This window comes from Paraburkholderia sediminicola (assembly GCF_046026895.1).
Classification (GTDB): Bacteria; Pseudomonadota; Gammaproteobacteria; order Burkholderiales; family Burkholderiaceae; genus Paraburkholderia; species Paraburkholderia sediminicola_C.
The window spans coordinates 1-18,538 of the sequence record NZ_JAQQEU010000070.1 but is presented as its reverse complement, the minus strand read 5'-3'; the positions used below and the strand labels follow the sequence as shown (position 1 = coordinate 18,538).

The 18,538-nt window shown below is 61.2% G+C and carries 20 protein-coding genes and 1 pseudogene; 14 read left to right on the top strand and 7 right to left on the bottom strand.

Annotated elements, in window-relative coordinates; genetic code table 11:
- Positions 1–26 precede the first annotated feature (26 nt).
- Positions 27–392: pseudogene (locus tag PQR02_RS31970) on the top strand (hypothetical protein); the annotation flags it as partial.
- A gap of 81 nt (positions 393–473) precedes the next feature.
- On the opposite strand, the gene PQR02_RS31965 reads toward PQR02_RS31970, so the two are convergent.
- Both PQR02_RS31965 and PQR02_RS31960 read right to left on the bottom strand, forming a co-directional pair.
- Entirely contained in the window at positions 474–692 is a 219-nt protein-coding gene (locus PQR02_RS31965; RefSeq protein ID WP_408241097.1) for a DUF6566 family protein, read from the bottom strand.
- On the bottom strand, positions 692–1,039 hold the full coding sequence (locus PQR02_RS31960; RefSeq protein ID WP_408241094.1) for a hypothetical protein: 348 nt from the start codon (positions 1,037–1,039) through the stop codon (positions 692–694). Before PQR02_RS31960 ends, PQR02_RS31965 begins: the two co-directional genes overlap by 1 nt.
- A gap of 386 nt (positions 1,040–1,425) precedes the next feature.
- Between PQR02_RS31960 and imuA the strand changes: the two genes are divergently transcribed.
- The 4 genes from imuA (at position 1,426) to PQR02_RS31940 (ending at position 7,712) form a co-directional block, all read left to right on the top strand.
- A complete protein-coding gene (imuA, locus tag PQR02_RS31955) occupies positions 1,426–2,133 on the top strand; it encodes a translesion DNA synthesis-associated protein ImuA (protein ID WP_408241091.1) in 708 nt (235 codons plus the stop codon).
- Positions 2,063–3,532: a Y-family DNA polymerase gene (locus PQR02_RS31950; protein ID WP_408241088.1), complete on the top strand. Its 1,470-nt coding sequence runs from the start codon at positions 2,063–2,065 to the stop codon at positions 3,530–3,532. Before imuA ends, PQR02_RS31950 begins: the two co-directional genes overlap by 71 nt.
- 6 nt (positions 3,533–3,538) lie before the next feature.
- Positions 3,539–6,688 carry an error-prone DNA polymerase gene (locus PQR02_RS31945; RefSeq protein WP_408241085.1) on the top strand — a complete coding sequence of 1,050 codons (3,150 nt, stop codon included), beginning with the start codon at positions 3,539–3,541 and terminating at the stop codon, positions 6,686–6,688.
- Between the two features lie 64 nt (positions 6,689–6,752).
- Positions 6,753–7,712 (top strand): SOS response-associated peptidase family protein, encoded by a 960-nt coding sequence (locus PQR02_RS31940; RefSeq protein ID WP_408241082.1) that lies wholly within the window; start codon positions 6,753–6,755, stop codon positions 7,710–7,712.
- Positions 7,713–7,810: 98 nt separating this feature from the next.
- Here the strand turns inward: PQR02_RS31940 and PQR02_RS31935 are convergent, their stop codons facing one another.
- A complete protein-coding gene (locus tag PQR02_RS31935; RefSeq protein WP_459252056.1) occupies positions 7,811–8,404 on the bottom strand; it encodes an ureidoglycolate lyase in 594 nt (197 codons plus the stop codon).
- A 157-nt stretch (positions 8,405–8,561) separates the two neighbouring features.
- Here PQR02_RS31935 and PQR02_RS31930 point away from each other — a divergent pair, with 157 nt between their 5' ends.
- The 3 genes from PQR02_RS31930 to PQR02_RS31920 all read left to right on the top strand — a co-directional run bounded on the left by PQR02_RS31930 (position 8,562) and on the right by PQR02_RS31920 (position 10,289).
- Positions 8,562–8,978: an MFS transporter gene (locus tag PQR02_RS31930; RefSeq protein WP_408241076.1), complete on the top strand. Its 417-nt coding sequence runs from the start codon at positions 8,562–8,564 to the stop codon at positions 8,976–8,978.
- Positions 8,979–9,102: 124 nt separating this feature from the next.
- Complete coding sequence (locus tag PQR02_RS31925; protein ID WP_408241073.1) at positions 9,103–9,471, top strand: porin; 369 nt, start codon at positions 9,103–9,105, stop codon at positions 9,469–9,471.
- 164 nt (positions 9,472–9,635) lie between these two features.
- On the top strand, positions 9,636–10,289 hold the full coding sequence (locus tag PQR02_RS31920; protein WP_408241070.1) for a porin: 654 nt from the start codon (positions 9,636–9,638) through the stop codon (positions 10,287–10,289).
- Between the two features lie 208 nt (positions 10,290–10,497).
- On the opposite strand, the gene PQR02_RS31915 is transcribed toward PQR02_RS31920, so the two are convergent.
- The 3 genes from PQR02_RS31915 to PQR02_RS31905 form a co-directional block, all read right to left on the bottom strand.
- A complete protein-coding gene (locus tag PQR02_RS31915; protein WP_408241067.1) occupies positions 10,498–11,265 on the bottom strand; it encodes a carbonic anhydrase family protein in 768 nt (255 codons plus the stop codon).
- A 321-nt stretch (positions 11,266–11,586) separates the two neighbouring features.
- Positions 11,587–11,928 carry a hypothetical protein gene (locus tag PQR02_RS31910; protein WP_408241064.1) on the bottom strand — a complete coding sequence of 114 codons (342 nt, stop codon included), beginning with the start codon at positions 11,926–11,928 and terminating at the stop codon, positions 11,587–11,589.
- A 3-nt stretch (positions 11,929–11,931) separates the two neighbouring features.
- On the bottom strand, positions 11,932–12,729 hold the full coding sequence (locus PQR02_RS31905) for an alpha/beta hydrolase (RefSeq protein ID WP_408241061.1): 798 nt from the start codon (positions 12,727–12,729) through the stop codon (positions 11,932–11,934).
- A gap of 123 nt (positions 12,730–12,852) precedes the next feature.
- Between PQR02_RS31905 and PQR02_RS31900 the strand changes: the two genes are divergently transcribed.
- Positions 12,853–13,737 carry a bifunctional helix-turn-helix transcriptional regulator/GNAT family N-acetyltransferase gene (locus PQR02_RS31900; RefSeq protein WP_408241058.1) on the top strand — a complete coding sequence of 295 codons (885 nt, stop codon included), beginning with the start codon at positions 12,853–12,855 and terminating at the stop codon, positions 13,735–13,737.
- A 112-nt stretch (positions 13,738–13,849) separates the two neighbouring features.
- On the opposite strand, the gene PQR02_RS31895 is transcribed toward PQR02_RS31900, so the two are convergent.
- Positions 13,850–14,182 (bottom strand): hypothetical protein, encoded by a 333-nt coding sequence (locus PQR02_RS31895; protein WP_408241055.1) that lies wholly within the window; start codon positions 14,180–14,182, stop codon positions 13,850–13,852.
- Between the two features lie 447 nt (positions 14,183–14,629).
- Here PQR02_RS31895 and PQR02_RS31890 point away from each other — a divergent pair, with 447 nt between their 5' ends.
- The 5 genes from PQR02_RS31890 (at position 14,630) to PQR02_RS31870 (ending at position 18,422) form a co-directional block, all read left to right on the top strand.
- Positions 14,630–15,184 (top strand): GNAT family N-acetyltransferase, encoded by a 555-nt coding sequence (locus PQR02_RS31890; protein ID WP_408241052.1) that lies wholly within the window; start codon positions 14,630–14,632, stop codon positions 15,182–15,184.
- Positions 15,185–15,543: 359 nt separating this feature from the next.
- Entirely contained in the window at positions 15,544–15,855 is a 312-nt protein-coding gene (locus PQR02_RS31885; RefSeq protein WP_408241049.1) for a DUF4148 domain-containing protein, read from the top strand.
- A 523-nt stretch (positions 15,856–16,378) separates the two neighbouring features.
- Positions 16,379–16,735 (top strand): BON domain-containing protein, encoded by a 357-nt coding sequence (locus PQR02_RS31880; RefSeq protein ID WP_408241046.1) that lies wholly within the window; start codon positions 16,379–16,381, stop codon positions 16,733–16,735.
- Between the two features lie 956 nt (positions 16,736–17,691).
- A complete protein-coding gene (locus PQR02_RS31875) occupies positions 17,692–18,138 on the top strand; it encodes a response regulator transcription factor (protein ID WP_408241043.1) in 447 nt (148 codons plus the stop codon).
- A gap of 122 nt (positions 18,139–18,260) precedes the next feature.
- On the top strand, positions 18,261–18,422 hold the full coding sequence (locus tag PQR02_RS31870) for an amidohydrolase family protein (RefSeq protein ID WP_408241134.1): 162 nt from the start codon (positions 18,261–18,263) through the stop codon (positions 18,420–18,422).
- Positions 18,423–18,538 lie beyond the last annotated feature (116 nt).

The following is an 18,538-nucleotide window of genomic DNA, read 5'->3' as shown; positions in this document are numbered from 1 at the left end:
GCGCGCCTCAGAGCTGGCGACGCAACGCGGCAGGCTATGCAGGTGAGAAAAGTCGGACTAGATCCGATTGGATGTTTCTTGGTGCAGCGCTGTTAGCCATACCCCTTTGGATACTGACTGAAGATCCGACCCTCTCGGTCTGTCTGGTGATGCTCATCGAACTTGCCGGTCTCGGTCCGACGGTCCGCAAGACTATTTGTGATCCTTGGGGCGAAAGCCTCGCCTATTTCGCTTTGTGTGTCGTCAAATATGCTCTTGCGATACTGGCCTTGTGACAGTGGACGCTGGCAGTCGCATTTTATCCAGCTGTCAACATCATGGCTTCAGCCGGCATTTGCATCCTGATGGTTGTTCAGCGTTATCGTGTCCGCTCGGGTAGCGCCTTCCATTAATCGAACCCAGATTGATGCCGTAGCGCGGCCATTGTCTTTGGTGGGCCGACTCCGGAAGCTCGAAGTACGAGATATCAAGGGCTACCCGTGGCCATCAATCCAGGCGCGGGCCCAGTCCAGGCCAGCATGCTGTGCTTCGTCCTCGGTATCGAAATAGCCGAGAATCCCCGACGCTTCGACAAGCTTGCCAGATCGCGTGATCGTCCCACTGGCGGCGAAGCGCTCCGGCTGCAAGATGGCTTCCTGCTGGAGGATGGCATGACCCCAGATGCTGTAGCCGTTATAGCTCTGTGACTCCATCAGCGGATCAACTCTGCTGACATGCTGCGGGAATCGACGCGAAGCACATTGCCCTCAGGGGTGATCTGGCGCGGGATTTCAGACATATCGGGTGCGTGTGGCGGCAGGTTCTCTCGAGGGTTGGTTTTCGTCGCAAGCTTTGCAGCCGGCGTGGGTGCGCGCCGCGTGTAAAGCTTGATTGCATGCATAGCTCCGCGTCGATGAAGTGCCGCTTTATGGGCGGTCTTGACGTGGTGCGGCGCGCTTGCCCGTGCTTCGGGCGGGTTCCAGACCTCAACATAGCTGCCGGCCGCGTACGCGGTCGGAGCAAACGCCATCAGTACAATCAGCTGGCCGATTTTTCTCACGAATCCTCCTTGCTACCTTTTCGCTCGAGCCACTCTCTGCAACCGACGCCAAGTCCTACGCAGCCGCTGCAGTATCGCCGGTTCCTAACCGCATCATCAACGTTCCAGATGTTTCCGGTGACGGGCGACGCGGTGCCAACCGTACGGCCATTTTCACTGGCGTAAGAGGTCGGCTCGCCGACTTTTCCACGCCTGAGCGCTTCTTCGACCGCCTCGTCTCCAAATGCTGACCGCAGCTTCGCGGTCAACCCGGCAATCTCCGGCATCGGATGGCCGGCATGGCGAACGCGCGCACCCATGGTTCAGCCTCCGATTAAAAGTGTCAGTTCATTGTCTCAAAATTGCGTGTAGGATACTGTATAAATATACAGGTTTTCGAGCCACTCATGTCCACCGCTATCTCTCCGGCTGAAGAAATACACCCGTCCCTATGGCGGGCGTCCCAGCTCGCGCGTGGTCGTGAACGGGTCGTGGACACGGGCTATCCGGCGCTGTCGGCCGAGTTGCCGGGCGGCGGCTGGCCGGTCGGCGCGCTCGTGGACCTGCTGGTGCAGCAGGCGGGCGTCGGGGAGCTTCGGCTTCTGCGCCCCGCGCTCAGCGCCGCAGGGAACCGGCCGGTCGCTTTGGTGCAGCCGCCGCACACGCCCGATGGGCTCGGCCTGAGTTACATCGGTCTTTCCATCGGACAGGTTCTGCGCATCAAGGCACAGAAGACCGCTGACGCCCTGTGGTCCGCGGAGCAGATTCTGCGTGCGGGCAGTTGCAGCGCGCTGGTTTTCTGGACGCAGTACGCGAAGTCGTCGTCGCTCAGGCGCCTGCACCTTGCGGCGCAGTCGTCGGAGACGCTGTTCGTGATGGTGAGGCCGCTCGCGGCCGCGCAGGATTCATCGCCCGCGCTCTTACGGCTGGCGTTACGACCATCATCGGACGGCCTGACCGTCGATATCGTGAAACGACGAGGGCCCGCTCGCGCAGAGCCCCTGTCGATTCCTCTTCAACCCACCCCCGTTCTGCTTTCCCGCCATGCGCGTCTTTCTCGCCGTTCACTTGCCGAAGTTGCCGCTCGAGGTCTTCCGACCGAAGTGGTCGTCTGAGCCGCCTCAGGGGAGTGCCGTGCTTGAGAAAGACAAGGTGATCATCGCTGACAGCACCGCGCGAGCCGCCGGCGTGCGCCTCGGGATGAAGCGCGGTGGCGTGCTCACCCTGTCGCCGCAGACGCAGATGCACGAGCGGGACGTGGGGCGGGAGGACGCGGCCCAGCGTGAGGTAGGCATGGCGTTGATGCGCTTCTCGCCAGAAGTCGCGTTGCTCGATGAGGCGACCGTCGTCGTCGAAGTCGGCGCGAGTTTGCGTCTGTTCGGCGGACTGCTCGCCTTGTGCCGCGAGGCAAAAGCGGTGCTCGCGACGCTCGGGTTCACCGCGCGCATCAGCGCGGCGCCGACCGGGCAGGGCGCGTGGCTGCTCGCGAAGCACGGCAACCGGCGCGTGCTCAAGCTCGCTTCGCTCGAACAGCGGTTATCCGTGCTGCCGATGACCGCGGTGCCTGAGATCCGGCCGTTCGCCGACTGGTTTTTCGGGCTGGGTTGCGAGACCATCGCCGAGGTCAGACGCCTGCCGCGTGCAGGTCTGCAACGCCGTTGTGGCGAGCATCTGCTCGATTCGCTCGACCGCGCGTTCGGTACCGCGCCCGAGCTTTTCGACTGGCTCGAACTGCCGCCCGCGTTCTCCGCGCGCATCGAAATGCCGGATCGCCTCGAACATGCCGACGGTGCCGTGTTCGGTGCGCATCGGCTTATCGTGCAGCTTTGCGGATGGCTCTGTGCGAAGCAACTGGCGACCACGGCGATCAGGCTTCTGCTGGAACACGAACGCGGCCGCGATGCCATCGAACCGACCGTCATCGACATCGCGCTGGGCGAGCCGACGTGGAAGGAGGAGCATCTCGTCAGGCTGCTCAAGGAGCGCTTGCATCGTATCGAGTTGAGCGCACCCGTTATCGCGCTGCGTCTGGACGCGGCAAAGGTGGAAACCGCCGCGCCGGCATCGGACACGCTCTTTCCCGAGCCCGGCGGCTCCACGGAGGACCACGCGCGATTGCTCGAACTGCTGGTCGCGCGGCTCGGCGAGGAGAATGTCCTGCGGCCCGCCCCGACGGCGGACCATCGGCCTGAGATTGCCAACCGCTGGGTGCCGGTGACGCAGCAGGCAAAGCTGGAACAATTGCCGGAAGGGTTGCCACGACCCACATGGATGCTCGACAACCCGGTGCGGCTGTTGATGCGCCAGCATCGTCCGTTCTATGGCTCGCCACTGCGCATGGTTTCGCCGGGCGAGCGCATCGAGAGCGGCTGGTTCGATGGCGAGCTGGTCACGCGTGACTACTTCGTCGCCCAGGCGGACGACCAGAGCTGCTACTGGATTTACCGCGAACGGGTGAGCAGCCGCGACGCGGAAGACGAACCACGCTGGTTTCTACATGGCCTCTTTGGATGAAGCGCCATGGACACCACCTTCAATGTTCTGCCGGCGTATGCCGAGCTTTTCTGCTTTTCGAATTTCACGTTCCTGCGCGGCGCTTCGCACGCTGAAGAGCTATCCGAACGGGCAGCGCAGCTCGGCTATTCGGCGCTCGCCGTGACCGACGAATGTTCGCTGGCCGGCGTCGTGCGTGCGCATGTCGCTGCGAAGGAAGCGAAGCTGCCGTTTATCGTCGGTTCGTATTTTCGGCTCGTGAATGCTGACGGATCCCCCGCGTTCGGGCTGATTCTGCTCGCCAGAAACCGCGAAGGCTACGGCAACCTGTCCGAGCTCATCACACTGGCGCGCACACGGGCGCCGAAGGGCGAATACAGGCTCACACCTCAGGACCTGTCGCGCCCCGATAAGGAATACCGGCACCTGCTCGGCATGCCGGATTGCTTCGCGATCCTGGTGCCGGACTTTCCTGCGAAAGAAGATGTGCTGGCCGCCCAGGTCGAGTGGCTCGATGACACGTTCACGGGCCGCGCATGGGTCGGCCTCGTGCTCCATCAGCGGGCGATGGACGACATCCATCGCGGTGCAGTGGAATTTGTCGCCCGCAATCAGGATGTTCCGGTGGTTGCGCTGGGCAATGTCGTCATGCACGTGCGCTCGCGCAAGCCGCTGCAGGACACCATGACGGCGATTCGCGTCGGCAAGCCGGTCCACGAATGCGGATACGACCTCGCGCCGAACGCCGAGCAGCACCTGCGCTCGAGATTGCGCCTCGCCAATCTGTATCCGGACGACGCACTTGCCGCAACTGTCGATATCGCAAGCCGCTGCACGTTTTCGCTGGATGAATTGCGCTACGAGTATCCGGACGAACTGGTCCCGGCGGGCTTTACACCCACGGCTTACCTTCGCCAGGAAACCTACTTCGGCGCGCAGCGGCGCTTTCCATCGGGCATACCGCACACGGTGCAGAAGCAGATCGAGCACGAGCTCGAACTCATCGCCGATCTGCAATACGAGCCGTATTTCCTCACCGTGTACGACATCGTGCGCTTCGCACGTAGCCAGCACATCCTTTGTCAGGGACGTGGCTCCGCGGCGAACTCGGCGGTCTGTTATTGCCTGGGCGTCACCGAGGTGGACCCGGCGCGCGGCAACATGCTGTTCGAACGCTTCATTTCAAAAGAGCGCGGTGAGCCGCCCGACATCGACGTCGACTTCGAGCATCAACGGCGCGAAGAAGTCATCCAGTACATCTACCGCAAGTACGGACGCGATCGCGCAGCTATTGCGGCAGCGGTTTCCACCTACCGTCCGCGCGGCGCATTGCGGGAAACCGGCAAGGCGCTCGGTGTGGATCCGCAGATCGTCGATGCGGTCGCGAAATCGCATCACTGGTTCGATACGAGTCAGGATCTGCTCAAGCGTTTCGCGGAGTCGGGCCTCGACCCGGAAAAGCCGCTGATCCAGGCGTGGGCGAAACTGGCGTCGCAGTTGCTGGGCTTTCCGCGTCATCTGTCGCAGCATTCGGGCGGCTTCGTGATCAGTCGCGGCAAGCTGACCCGTCTCGTGCCCGTTGAGAATGCCGCGATGGCGGACCGGTCCGTCATCGAGTGGGACAAGGACGACCTCGAATCGCTCGGCCTTCTGAAAATCGACGTGCTCGCACTCGGCATGCTGTCGGCCATCCGGCGCACCCTCGATCTGGTTTCGGAGCAGCGCGGAGAGCGCTTCGAGATGCAGGACATACCCGCCGAGGATTCCCAAACCTACGACATGATCTCGGCTGCGGACACGGTCGGTGTCTTCCAGATCGAGTCGCGTGCCCAGATGAGCATGCTGCCGCGCATGCGGCCACGCACGTTCTACGATCTGGTCATCGAAGTCGCGATCGTGCGGCCGGGTCCGATTCAGGGCGGCGCGGTGCATCCCTATCTGCAACGCAGGCAGGGCTTCGAGCCGGTGACGTATCCCAGCGAGGCACTCAAGACAGCTCTCGGGCGAACGCTTGGCGTGCCGATTTTTCAGGAGCAGGTCATGCAGGTCGCGATTCTCGCGGCCGGTTTCACCGCTGGCGAAGCCGATCAGCTGCGGCGTGCGATGGCCGCCTGGAAGCGCAAGGGCGGACTGGAGAAGTATTACGACCGGATCGTGAACGGCATGCAGCAGCGCGGCTACGATCTTGCGTTCGCTGAATCGATCTTCGAGCAGATCAAGGGGTTCGGGGAGTACGGCTTTCCGGAAAGCCATGCGGCCAGTTTTGCGCTACTCGTCTACTCCAGCAGCTGGCTGAAGTGCCACGAGCCCGAGGCGTTTCTTGCCGCGATGCTGAACAGCCAGCCCATGGGCTTCTATTCGCCATCGCAGCTCGTGCAGGACGCGCGGCGTCACGGTGTCAAAGTCCTGCCAGTCGACGTGACGGTAAGCAACTGGGACTCTGCATTGGTGCCGTTGCCCAACGCCAGGCGACCGGCGGTGCGCCTCGGCATGTCGCTGCTGCGCGGCATGAAAGATGGCACAGCGGAGCGCATCGAGAACGCGAGAGCGGTCCGGCCATTTACCAGCGTCAAGGATCTGGCGCGCCGCTCGCAACTGGACCGCAAAGACCTTCATGTGCTGGCCGATGCGAATGCGCTGGCATCGCTCGCCGGTAATCGCCGTGAAGCGCTGTGGCAGTCGGTTGCCGCTGTGCCGGACAGGGACATGCTCGCGGCGGCCGCGGTCGAGGACGAAACGCCGGAGCTTGGCGCGCCGAGCGAAGCGAACGACATCGTGGCCGACTACCGGTCGGTTGGCCTGACCTTAGGCCGCCATCCGCTCGAACTGCTGCGGCCGCAACTGCTCGCCAACCGGTTGATGCCGGCGTCGACATTGCGTGGCTACAGGGACGGGCGGCTCGCGCGCGGATGCGGGATCGTCACGGTGCGTCAGCGGCCCGGTACGGCGAAGGGCGTGCTGTTCGTGACGCTCGAAGACGAAACGGGCAACGTCAACGTGATCGTGTGGCCGAGTCTGTTCGAGAAGCAGCGCAAGGAAGCATTGGGCGCATCGCTGCTGGCGGTCTACGGCGTGTGGCAATGCCAGGGGGAAGTACGCCATCTGGTTGCACAACGGCTCGTCGACATGTCGCATCTGCTGGGTGGCCTGGTGAGCACGAGCAGGGACTTCTGCTGATCCAGCGACGATCGCGAATGTGCTAGTTTCCGGATGGTGTCACCGATCATTGCGGAGGACTCGAATGTGCTATTCAGCCCAGATTCAGGCGGACTATCGTAAATACGTCCGGATGTTCGGTGCCCAGATGAGCATCCATGAGTTCGCGCAGCTTTTTTTCGAGCGGGCTGAGGGCAGCAAGGCGAAGATTCCCAAAGGGATTGAAGACGCATTTGCCAATCCTCAGTCGGATGACGAGCGCGAGATCAAGGCGCTCATCGACCGGTTCAATGCTGAACAGACGTCGAAGCTCGAACAGGACCTGTTCAAACAGCGAAAGCGGCTGGCGGACGCCGAGCGTTCACTGCAGACCAAAGTGACGAAGGCCGCAATCGAGAGTCGGCGAATCGCAACCGACAAGATCGTGTGGACGCGAGGCAAGCTGGACGATATCCAGCGTACTGAACCAGAGGATCGCGATTCACGTATCTTCCCAGGGCACTATGCGCCGGTTATGGTGATGGAAGACGGTCGGCGCGTGATCAAACCCATGCGCTATCAATGCCGCATTGCGGGCAAGCCGGCTTCATACGACGTGAAGTACCCTGGCACGTACAACGCGCGCCGCGATAGCCTGGAGGGTTTCTGGAAACCGCTTTTTGGCCACTCGCACGGCATCCTCGTGGTCAACGCTTTTTACGAGAACTTGAGCAAGGCCAGGATGGAGGGCAGGGCACTCGCCGAAGGCGAGAAGGATGAGAACGTCGTCCTCGAGTTCCGGCCGAATCCGGCGCATGACATGCTCGTCGCCTGCCTCTGGTCGCGCTGGTCCGCACCGGGCGAGCCCGACCTGCTGTCATTTGCCGCGATTACTGACGAGCCGCCGCCAGAGGTCGCGGCTGCAGGACATGACCGATGCATTATCCCTATCAAACCTGAGAATCTCGATGCATGGCTGAATCCTGATGCATGGGATCTGGCGACGCTGCACGCGATTCTTGATGATCGCGACCGGCCGTATTATGAGCATCGACTCGCGGCGTGAGCGCTGGCGTGGCGGTGCCGACCTCTACGGGCAGCCGGCCGCTCGCACCACGGTCTCACGCTCAACGGCGCGGGGGCTCATTTGACGAGAAATCCCGGCTAAGCGTCGTTGATGATGGGCGCCTCGAGAAGACAACCAAACTCACGGGCAAAATCGACAGAGACGCGCGCATGGACCGCGCCCTGCTTGTCAAAGAACCGCTGTGTCCCGCTCAACGTGAACACACCTTCATGCCAGATGTTGGGATGAATGTAGAGACCCTGCTGTCCGTCGAAGCGAAAGCACACGAACTTCTCCGGCGTGACGTCGTCTCCGGGCAATGCCAATGGCACGTAGAACGGGCGACGGTCCAGAGGAAAGAACAGTTGTCCACCGTCCGGATGGTAGTTCGCGTGCCAAAGCAGCATGCGTTCCGGCGCATGGGTGTGGTCGTCGCGGGCTGCTTCAGGCTCCCTCGCGTACGCGAGAATGTAGTGGCCGCCCACAGCCTCATTTCGGCCGTAAAGAATGTCCCCGCTCCATTCGCTCACGAATGTGCCTTCGGTCGTGCCTGCCTCGTCACCGGTTCCCGGGTCGATGGGCCTCGATCCGACTGAAGGCCACTGCACGATCTCGATCGGACACTCGCCCGGATTTGCCACGAGTCTGCCAAATCCGTCGAGCGTGGTCGGGGTCGCGTCGACCACGGGCATTGACACGTGCCGGAGCCCGGGAGGAAGGGCGGGATTGAGGTAGTCGACTGGTTGGGACATCGGCACAGTTTACACGAGTCAAATATATCGGCCAGCCGATGTTGGGGCATGCGTTCCGGGACGTCGCCCGCGGCGGCGCCGCCCAGGCGGGTCGCAAGTGAAGTTCCGACGAGCGCCGGTCATCGGCTTTCCTCTGGTTGCTTCGCTCGGCATGGGACTCGACGCCGGCCTGCTCGTGGCTGCGGTGTTCGGGGTCGGTTTCTGCGTCGCGGGTACGCAATCCGGTCTGAACGCCGTGGCGTCAATGGTCTATCCGACCAGCTTCCGGTCGAAAGGCACGGGGACGGCGATCGGCATGGCGAAGATCGGTTCGATCTCCGGGCCCATGATCGGCGGGATGTTGATCGGTGCGCACCTGCCCGTGCAAGACCTGTTCCGCGTCGCATCGATTCCGGTCATCGCGGTCGCCGGGCTGTCGTTCGCGCTCGGGCGGGTCTATCGAATGAACGGGGATGGGGAGGCGTCGGGGGAGGGCGTGCATTTCCAGCCCGCCGAGGCAGCCGCTGACCACTGAAGTATCAAGCTTTCAATGTATCGAGGCATGGGCCGCGCAGCGCCGATTCCCATCGGCGCGTGCGCAACAGGCCGACGCATGACTCGAACGAAAACAGAATAGCGATCCACACCGGAGAAAGACAATGAAGACAGCGGTTTGCACTGCTGCGGTTCTGTACGCCTGTACCGTTTCCATCGCCCAGGCACAAAGCTCGGTGACGCTCTACGGCATTATCGATAACGGCATCGCCTATACAAATTCGGTTGCATCGTCGATTACCGCGAAAGGCGCGCAGCGCTGGTCCGCCGCGACGGGTTTCGGCAGCGGCGACCGTTGGGGCTTCTACGGGACGGAAGACCTGGGCGGCGGCATGGCCGCGGTGTTCCGGCTCGAATCGGGATTTAGCGGCATCAACGGCACGTCGTCGCAAGGCGGGCGGCTGTTCGGCCGGCAAGCGTATGTGGGCGTGTCGAACAAGACATACGGCACGCACGATGGGTCGCCAATATGACTACACGTTCGACTACGTCGCGCCGTTATTGTCGTGGTTGCAGTTCGGAAGCATTTATGGCGCGCATATCGGCGACGTCGACGACACGTTCCAGACATTCCGCCTGAACAATTCAGCGAAGTATGAAGTGTCTCCGCTGAGCGGATTGAGAGTCGGTGCGTTGTATGCGTTCAGCAATCAGGCGGGGGGGCGCGGACGGCACGGGCTTCGCAAACAATCGCGCATACGGCTTCGGGCTCGATTATGTATATGGCGCTCTGCATCTAGTGGCGAGTTTCCTGAATCTGAGTAACCCGTCGGCGGGACTCGCGAAGTCGACCAACCCGAACGGCGCGGTCGGCGACGAATATAGCGGGTCGACGAGCATTTTCTATAACACTGGCTTCGTCGAACGGCAGCGCATCTATGCACTCGGCGCGGGCTACGCGATCGGCCCGGCGACGGTGAATGTCGTCGTCACGGATACGCATCTTGACTATAGCGGCGCCCATCACCTGCGAGTGGACAACTACGAAATCAATGGCCGCTATCTGGTCACGCCGGCTCTTTCGGCGGGTATCGGATACATCTATACCGACGGGGACGGCTACACCGGAACTGGCGCCACGTCGTTCGCCACGGGCGACCGGCCCAAGTGGCACCAGGTCAATGCGGGCATCAGCTATCTGTTTTCCAAGCGGACCGACGTCCACCTGTCCGCGGTCTACCAGCGTCTGGCAGGAGACGCGAGCGTGGTTGCGATCAACGTCTTCGGACCGGCGGGGGTAGGACGGAATAGTCAACTGGCGCTGATCGGCGGCCTGCGGCATCGGTTTTGACCGCGAGCCCCGCGTTGACGGCGGCGCGGGAGCCGGGCACGGCAACGGCCGTTTGTGCTATTGCGCGGATGCTCCTCGACCTCGGGGTGTGAGAAATCAGTGGCTACGAGATCGCGCGTGGCCTGAGGGACCGGCAGCCGGACCGTCCGGACCCGCTGATACGCGGCACCGGTGCGCGCAAACGCATCGGTGCCGCGTATCAGCGGTGTCAGGTCATAAATTCGACTTTCCCGTTGCTCAGGTGATACATCGCCCCCACCATTTTTATCTTCCCATCCCGTTCCATTGACGCCAGAATTTCGCTGCGTTTTCGGAAGTCGTCAATCGTGTTCTGCACGTTGGCTCTTGCTACCTTGTCCACGAATTCGATGTTGCTGCCGGTGCGTTTCCCTTCATATTGCGTGGCCTCGATTGCAGGCTTCACCTTCGCGAGCAGCCCCGTCAGATTGCCGAGCTGGACGTTGTCGATGGCGCCCTTGATCGCACCGCAATCCGTATGGCCCATGACCAGCACGACTTTGGCGCCGGCCGCGGCACACGCGAATTCGAGGCTTCCGGCCAGATCCTCGTTGGCGATATTTCCCGCTATGCGCGCGTTGAAAGTATCGCCGATGCCAGAATCGAGAATGAGTTCAGCAGGGGCGCGGGAGTCGATGCAACTGAGAATCACAGCGGCGGGAGATTGGCCATTGGCGGTTGCCCGCTTCTGGGCGAGATAGTCGTGCTGATGCGCGCGGCCCGAACGAAAACGCTCGTTGCCTTTCTTCATGGCGTCGATGATCTGATCGGGCGTCAGGTTGTCCCGCTCTTTTTGTGTGAGCGCCGCAGCCAGACAGACAGGTGACACAGACAGCGCGGCGGCGCCGCTCGCTCCGGCGAGAGCGATGCCGAGACCTGCTTTCAGCGCTCTACGTCGGCCTCTTTTCATGGAATCCGGGGAAGTCGAACAAGTGCATTCGCAAGGGTTGCATTCCATGAGTGGTTCTCCATGAGCTCAGCGGTTGAGTATCCAGTCTAGGTTGTTTCTCATAGGAGTCCAAAAACTCTACTGCCGGGCGAATAGCTCCAGATTAGCAGGGGCGTCGCGCTTGCAGCACAGGCGCGAGTGATGGCTAGCCGCGCTAACAATTATGTCGATGAGCGCGTCGATATTCCCTTCTGACTGGCTACTGGGTTTTCATCGAGACGCTCAGAGACACGTTGCCGGGCGATGATCTCTTCGCGCGGACGCTCGGCCAGGCAATGTTGTTCGCGCGGGACACGGTGATGGTCGCGGAGAATCGTTGCGCTGTGGCAATCAGCGCCTCGTCAGCATCCGGAGGATTTTCTGCACGATGAGTTCATGCTGCTCCAGCGCCTCATCGAGCGTACGTGTTCCGTAGCTCTTGTTGTCTCCTGCTTCCATTCCGGCGACGCGCGTCACGAACAGCGAAGCTTCCCCGGTTTTCGGCTCGCACACACCGCGGAAGCGGGTGGTGACTGTCACACCGGATTCGTCCAGCAGCGTGCGGCGGAAGATCAGTTCGTTCTCAGTCTTCCAGCGCGACCATTCGGCGCGGTCGAACACCTCGACGGGTTTGTTCTTCGCATCGAGGACATAGAGGCGTTCCCTGCTGGACGGTCGGGAGGGTGAATTCATATTTCAATGCGAAGACGTGAGCAGGAAGCCGATCGCCTCCCGCCACCAGGTTTCGTCGACGCGGCTCATCCAGTCGTTATGTTCAGCCGCCTTCACCACCACCAGTTGTCTCGGTTCGGCCAGCGAGTTGTAGAGCGCTTCACCGAAGCGCGGAGGGACGATGCTGTCGCGTTGCGCAATCACGACGAGAACCGGGTGGCCGAACGACGCCAGGTGGGTCACGCTGTCGTATTGGTCACGCAGCAGCCATTTCACGGGCAGCCACGGATAATGATAAGCGGCGACGTGCTCGAGCCGATCCCATGGCGTGATGAGCAGCAAGCCGGCGGTCTTGTTGCGTTCTCGCGAGCCGGCCGCAGCCGCCACGCCGGCCCCGAGCGATTCGCCGATGAGCAGCAGCGGCGCGCCATAGAGGCGATGCGCCAGCGCGATGGTCTGTTGGGCATCCGCGACCAGACTCGCTTCGCCCAGCGTGCCGTCGCGCGGCCCGTAGCCTGGATATTCGGCGATGATCACGCGCACCCCGAGCCGGGTGAGCGCTGCGGCGTAGAACGAACGGTGTCCGGCATGCCCCGCATTGCCATGAAAGACGATGGCGGTGGCGCGCGCGGATCCGGCCGGTTCGGCCACGAGGCCCCGGAACGCCTGAGGTGTCGGCCAGGCGCGAAGTCCGCTGGAAACGACGTCCGCGGTTGCAGCCTTCTCAGGGAAGTAGATAAAACGATCCTGCAAGATGGCGACTCCTGCGAACACAATCAGGCACGCAACGGTGAGACACAGCATCAACCCGGTGAACTTCATCGCCGTGAGCGCGTTCCATCGATCTTTCCAGTCGTGCAGCCAGTTTAGCGCGCATTCGCCGCCGCTCAGGTCCGAGCATGTCGTATCTTGACGGATTCCATATCTCTGACTAAAGTCAGAGATATGGACGCGTCCGACATTCTCCAGATTCGTAGCTTTAACCGCATAGTCGCCGAGAGCATTGGCGCTATCGACGACCATTTCCTCGGACGGGGCCGCCCGATGGGTGAATCACGCCTGCTATGGGAGATCGGTGTCGAAGGCGCGGATATCCGTACTCTTCGCGCGCGGCTAAATCTTGATTCAGGCTATGTCAGCCGTACGTTGGCGTCTCTTGAACGGCAAAAACTTGTCGCTGTCCTCACTCATTCGGACGACCGCCGCGTACGCCGGGTTTGCCTGACTCAGGAGGGCCTCATGGAAAGGGCCGAACTCGAACGGCTCTCTGACGAGGTTGCTTTCCGCGCGCTCGAACCGCTAGGCCATGAGCAACGTCGGAGGCTGGTCGCCGCCATGTCTGAGGTCGAGCGTTTGCTGCAGGCATCGCTTGTGAAATTCGCGCTTGAGGATCCAGATAGTGATGACGCGCGATGGTGCTTTGAACAGTATTTTGACGAGCTTGATCAGCGCTTTGAAGCAGGATTCGACCCGTCCAGCAGCCTGTCGGCGACTGCGCATGAACTGAAGGCACCGGAGGGCGCGTTGATCGTCGCGAGACTCCATGGAAGCCCGATCGGCTGCGTCGCGCTGAAGTTTCATAAGAAGTCCCCGGCCGAACTCAAAAGAATGTGGGTGAGCCCTTCCGCTCGCGGTATGGGTGTAGGACGCCGGTTGATTGTCGAGGCGGAGAAACGTGCTCGGCAGGTCAAAGTGCGCATCATTCGACTGGAGACCAATAGAACTCTGGGCGAGGCGATTTCGCTATACCGGCAATCCGGATACGTCGAAGTCGATGCGTTCAGCGCGGAACCGTATGCCCACCACTGGTTTGAAAAGCGACTGGTCTGAACGGGCGTAACGATTTGTTCGGCGGACTTTCGACTGTCGCTGATGATGGTTTCAATAATTCTCGAGGTCATCGCGTGCAGAACAAAGCGAAACGGCGATGAACAGGCTGCGCTCATGGCCACCAACGGCCAATATCCGCGAGAGCCTTCGTACATTCAACGACTGTTGGTTCGCCGCCGAGCGTGCGCATCAGAGGCGCGAGCGCGCCGATATAGGTGCATAGCTGCGGGCGAGTAGTCCGCGCCAGCGCGGCGAGTGCAGCGGAGATGGCCAGCCGGTGGAGCGGGGAGCTCGATCGCTGTCGCAGTTGCAGAGCCACGTAAGCGGGCAAGCCACGGGCGATCTCATACAGTTCATCGTGTTCCATCCGCTCCTCGGGCACCCCGTCGAGCGCCACACGTTCGTGAAGATCCGAAATGTGGAGGATGCGCAGGCGATGCGTCATTTGTACACCTCAGGAGCGAGATGGATTCGGATTGTCGTTTTGCACCGGATTGCTCACGGGAAATGACTGGGCCAGCGAAACATGCTGTGAACCGTCGCAGCTGACTATCGGCCCATTTGATTTGCCGGGCCAAGTGACGACAACGGTATTACCTGCGGTGCAAATCGGCGGCCAGGACATATCCGTAGCAATTCAAGTCGGCAGCGCCGGTCGAACGAAAATACAACTGGGTTGTGGCAAGACGACTGAACGAGCGTTCGAGAAAGACACTGGACTTGAGGTACGGGAGCATCGGCCGAACGGTGATTGGGTCGCACTCGGAGAGAGTTGCCGTTCGCGCAACGCAAACGGCCGTCATTCCAATCACCGCGCGGCCATTGATTGGGCGCTTGGCTCTGCCATGGCCTTCTGCTATACATTTTAGACGTCGTCACGCAGGAGGTGCCCATGCCGCTCGTTGTCCGACCTGCAAACGCTGACGACCTGGCACGCGCCGAAGAACTGGTTGCCCGCAGCATCAACGACCTGACCGTCCGCCACGGTTTCGGGCCGATCGCTACGTCGCGGCCTGCGGATTTCCAGGCGTTCTGCCTTCGAGACGATCCACGCGGAGTGTGGCTGGCCGAGGACGATGGCGAAATTGCCGGCTTCGCCCTGAGCTGGGTTTGCGGCTGGCTCTGGTACCTCGCGGAACTGTTCGTTGCACCCGGCCGGCAGGGACAGGGCATCGGCAACGAACTGCTGGAGCGCACCATGCAGCATGCGAGCCAGGCCGGTGCGACCGAAAAGAGCCTGATTACCTTCGCCTTCAACGTCGTCTCCCAAGGGCTGTACGTGCGGCACGGCTTGTTTCCGCGCGTGCCCATCCATTTGTGCAGCGCCGAGCGTGAATCATTGCGTCAGGCGCATGGTCCGCGCTTTGCGCGACGCCCATCCGGACAGCTGCCGTCGATCTCGAGATGTTGCGGCGGATCGACGTGGCGACCCTGGGTGTTTCGCTAGAGAAGCATCACCGCTACCTGCTGGGCGATCCCACGATGAAAGGTGTTTTCCTCGAAGGTTCAGACGTCTGGGATCTAGAAGAGGGTGAAAGAAGGCGAGGGCGGCTCCCGCTTCGAAGTGACGTGTGTCGTAGGCGAGCATTTTTCCGCCAACGCGCAGCGGCAACAGTGCACACTACGAGTTGGTTCGGCGCGACGTACTCGCACAAGCATAGCGAGTTTGGCGGCGGCTACAAGTAGGTATCAGCCGGCAGCAAGACGGCATCGTCACTCGGAGGACGAAACGACTTGACGACGAGACGCCGGGCGCGGCGGCATGCCACCGCGCCGGCTGGCGCCATCGTAGGAAGGACACGTACTATGAGAAGGGCGCCTGGAACACGGTCAATACTCTCCGCTCTGGTGCTTTTGCTGGCCGGTTGTGTCGTCGGCGGCAGGCCGTATGCGGGGCCGCACCTCAGTCCAACAGAGTGCCGCGACCTGGCGGCGCTCAAGACCAACGCGCCCCCTACGATGGCGCAACACCAAAGCGAACTGGCTGCCCTGAGGAAAGCGGGCTACAACCCGTCACCGTGGTATGACGATCCATACTACCCGGATGACCTGCAAGCGGCACAGCGCCTCGTTGACTACTGGTTCCAAACGGAGTGCCAGCAGCCTCAACCCGGCTGAGAAGCCAACTGGATGCGACCCACTCCAGGCTCAGCGGCGCGTACTAACCACACGTCGCATCGCGGCCGTGATCCCTTGGCGCGTGCGATGGAAATCATCCAAGGGTCCGCGCTCAACGAGTCCCTCCGATGCGGCACAGTTTCGATTGTCCACGGGTCTGCCCTGTCAATATCGCCGTCGATCGGATTAGTGAACCCTGCAGTTTTTTGACGAATACGAAATTCCTGAGACCGGGCGCACTTTCGCGAGCCCGGAAAAACGGAATTGATGAGACCGTCTCCGCTCCGATAGCCTATGGGACCAAGGTCCCATGGTTTCGCGTGAAAAATTGGAACAGACTGGGATTGCAACAAGCGCGCGGTTTCGCCTGTGCTAACGTAACGTGGGTCATCGTCGAGGTTCGTTTCCCAAGTCCAAGCGACGCTTGCAAGCCGCCGCGCTCGAGCATGGCCAACGGCCGTGTCATGGCGGACCCGCGATCCCTGCCGGGATTTGTCGTTGCTCTTGACAACGGGAGCGAGCAATGAAAGTCAGCAATATCCTCAAGTTTGCCAGCGGCGCATTGATCGTGATCGCATCGATCAATGCGTGGCCCCAGACCAGCGAATCAGCCGCTACATCGACGGCGCCGGCGACCGAGGGAGGTGCTAAAGCCACCAGACAGGCGAATCGCGCACTTAGCAAAAAAGTGCTTCACGCGCTCGCCAAGGGCGGCGTTACCACTTCCAGAATCAACGTCATTGCAAAAGGCGGCGCGGTGACCCTCGCGGGATCAGTCAGTGACGCCACTCATATCGACAAGGCGACCGAAATTGCAAAGACTGTGCCCGGCGTGACGTCCGTCAAAAATGCGCTGACATTCAAAGAAGTGGGACAGTAACACTCTGCGGGGGCAGCCGGCGGGAGCCTCGACCGGACGCCCCAAACAATGTCCGCCAGCAACCGATCCGCGTCCGCTGTAAAGCGGTGTCGTACAAACACCGGATGGAACGGGCGACGAACGTGTTCGTGCCCCCGATACCCGGGTTTGAATGAGCTCATTCCCCGCACAGCATAGGTCTCGCCATTCACAGTTTTTACTTCCACCTTCGCTCCGCCTTCCTTGATAGTCATGTCCAGCTTGCGGAAATCGTACCGCCAGGAATGACGTGATACGTCAGAACACCGGTGAGTAGCGCCTTTTTCAGGCTTTGTGAATGTATCGAGAGTGCCGGGAGGGAGTGCCGCGAACGCGGACGTCACTATTGCAAATGTTGGTTCTGCAGAGTGGCGTTGCCTCGTTCAACGTGCCTTCGTTACATCAAGATCTACTCGAAAACATGGAATAGTTGCCCCTGCTCGATCGTTTTAGAGACGTTCGAACCGGTGACAGACGCCGATGGACACCAGACTACGGAGCGACATCCGGCTTGTCGGCGCGACGCTGCTTGTATTCGCAGCGTCGTTCGCTGACTGCGGCGGCGGATGGTGAAAGTGGCGGCGAGAGCGGCAGTCGCAGAGAACGGCGCAGGCCTCCATCCGAAACAGTGATGCGGATGTATAGCGGGTGATCGTGCTCTGTACCCCAGAACGAGCCAACGGCTCGAATGTCCGTTCCGGTTTCGAAGCTGCTGTAGCGCTCGTGTTGCGTCGAAGTGCAGATCCACGGCCGGAGGATGGCCGAGCGGATGGGCCCCAGACGCCTCTCGATGGGTCGAGCGCCTACGGTCATGTGAATGGGAGAAGGCCATGCGGGTCTACTGGCGGGCATGCCTGATGCTCGCTCAGGCCGGTCAGAGAAGGCATGCCTGACCTGCAGACTTTCGCTCTGACAGGTCCAACTCATTGGGGGTAGTCATGACACGGCGCGCACCGCCGGACGATGAGCAAGAGTTCGCTTTCTGGCGATCGGACCCTCATGCAGAAACGGGTGAGAAGAAGCGCATTCTGATTGCGCATCAAGACCTGCTGATCCGAGAGTCGCTTGCGTTCCAGCTGTCGACCAAGGGATACGAGACGATCCATGCATCGACAATTAGTGAGATTCGCCGATACCTGCAATTCTGGAAACCCCACGCACTTCTGTTTGACACGAGGCTGGATTCCGCGTCGCAATATGCCTTTGTGCGGCGGCTTCGCGCCGATGACGCAGGAGCCACGTTACTTATTTTAGCCATGAGCGACATCTGGCCGCTGGACTCGATACCCGCCTTGAGACGCGCGGGATTTGACGGGCATGTCCGACGCGCCTGTTCGCTTTGGCGAATAGTTGACCTGATCGAGGGCCACTATCACCGTCCTTAGTGGACGAGAGCCAGCAGTTAGAGTGCCTGCAGTCGCTGCTTGCATTCCAAAAATGTTGGCCGCGTCACTATGAAAGGCCGACCCGGCGCGGGCACGGCAAGGGATACGTTCGATGACGCGAAATTGCGTTACGCATGGGTGCGGACCGCATCATGTACGCGATGGACTACCCGAACCAGCACGCGAATGAGCAGGTCATCCAGCTGGATAACCTGGACATCAGCGACGAAGACGAGGTGAAGTACTTCCAGACCAATGCTGAACGCGTCTTCGGTATCGAGTAATCAGGTCGTTTAGTGCACTAGTAGAACAGCGGAGAGCGAGTTTGATGCAGAACGCAACAGTGCGTCCGTCGGTGCAGCAAGCCAAAGACGGTGAACAGATCGGCATCAAGCTGATT

What these genes read in the sequence shown, in the direction of transcription:
- PQR02_RS31915 (WP_408241067.1), bottom strand. Translation starts at nt 11,265, where the DNA reads ATGGAATGCAACCCTTGCGAATGCACTTGTTCGACTTCCCCGGATTCC.
- PQR02_RS31885 (WP_408241049.1), top strand. Translation starts at nt 15,544, where the DNA reads ATGAGAAGGGCGCCTGGAACACGGTCAATACTCTCCGCTCTGGTGCTT.
- PQR02_RS31880 (WP_408241046.1), top strand. Translation starts at nt 16,379, where the DNA reads ATGAAAGTCAGCAATATCCTCAAGTTTGCCAGCGGCGCATTGATCGTG.
- imuA (WP_408241091.1), top strand. Translation starts at nt 1,426, where the DNA reads ATGTCCACCGCTATCTCTCCGGCTGAAGAAATACACCCGTCCCTATGG.
- PQR02_RS31935 (WP_459252056.1), bottom strand. Translation starts at nt 8,404, where the DNA reads ATGCCCGTGGTCGACGCGACCCCGACCACGCTCGACGGATTTGGCAGA.
- PQR02_RS31940 (WP_408241082.1), top strand. Translation starts at nt 6,753, where the DNA reads ATGTGCTATTCAGCCCAGATTCAGGCGGACTATCGTAAATACGTCCGG.
- PQR02_RS31895 (WP_408241055.1), bottom strand. Translation starts at nt 14,182, where the DNA reads ATGACGCATCGCCTGCGCATCCTCCACATTTCGGATCTTCACGAACGT.
- PQR02_RS31875 (WP_408241043.1), top strand. Translation starts at nt 17,692, where the DNA reads ATGACACGGCGCGCACCGCCGGACGATGAGCAAGAGTTCGCTTTCTGG.
- PQR02_RS31905 (WP_408241061.1), bottom strand. Translation starts at nt 12,729, where the DNA reads ATGAAGTTCACCGGGTTGATGCTGTGTCTCACCGTTGCGTGCCTGATT.
- PQR02_RS31890 (WP_408241052.1), top strand. Translation starts at nt 14,630, where the DNA reads ATGCCGCTCGTTGTCCGACCTGCAAACGCTGACGACCTGGCACGCGCC.
- PQR02_RS31900 (WP_408241058.1), top strand. Translation starts at nt 12,853, where the DNA reads ATGGACGCGTCCGACATTCTCCAGATTCGTAGCTTTAACCGCATAGTC.
- PQR02_RS31945 (WP_408241085.1), top strand. Translation starts at nt 3,539, where the DNA reads ATGGACACCACCTTCAATGTTCTGCCGGCGTATGCCGAGCTTTTCTGC.
- PQR02_RS31925 (WP_408241073.1), top strand. Translation starts at nt 9,103, where the DNA reads ATGAAGACAGCGGTTTGCACTGCTGCGGTTCTGTACGCCTGTACCGTT.
- PQR02_RS31920 (WP_408241070.1), top strand. Translation starts at nt 9,636, where the DNA reads ATGCGTTCAGCAATCAGGCGGGGGGGCGCGGACGGCACGGGCTTCGCA.
- PQR02_RS31910 (WP_408241064.1), bottom strand. Translation starts at nt 11,928, where the DNA reads ATGAATTCACCCTCCCGACCGTCCAGCAGGGAACGCCTCTATGTCCTC.
- PQR02_RS31950 (WP_408241088.1), top strand. Translation starts at nt 2,063, where the DNA reads ATGCGCGTCTTTCTCGCCGTTCACTTGCCGAAGTTGCCGCTCGAGGTC.
- PQR02_RS31965 (WP_408241097.1), bottom strand. Translation starts at nt 692, where the DNA reads ATGGAGTCACAGAGCTATAACGGCTACAGCATCTGGGGTCATGCCATC.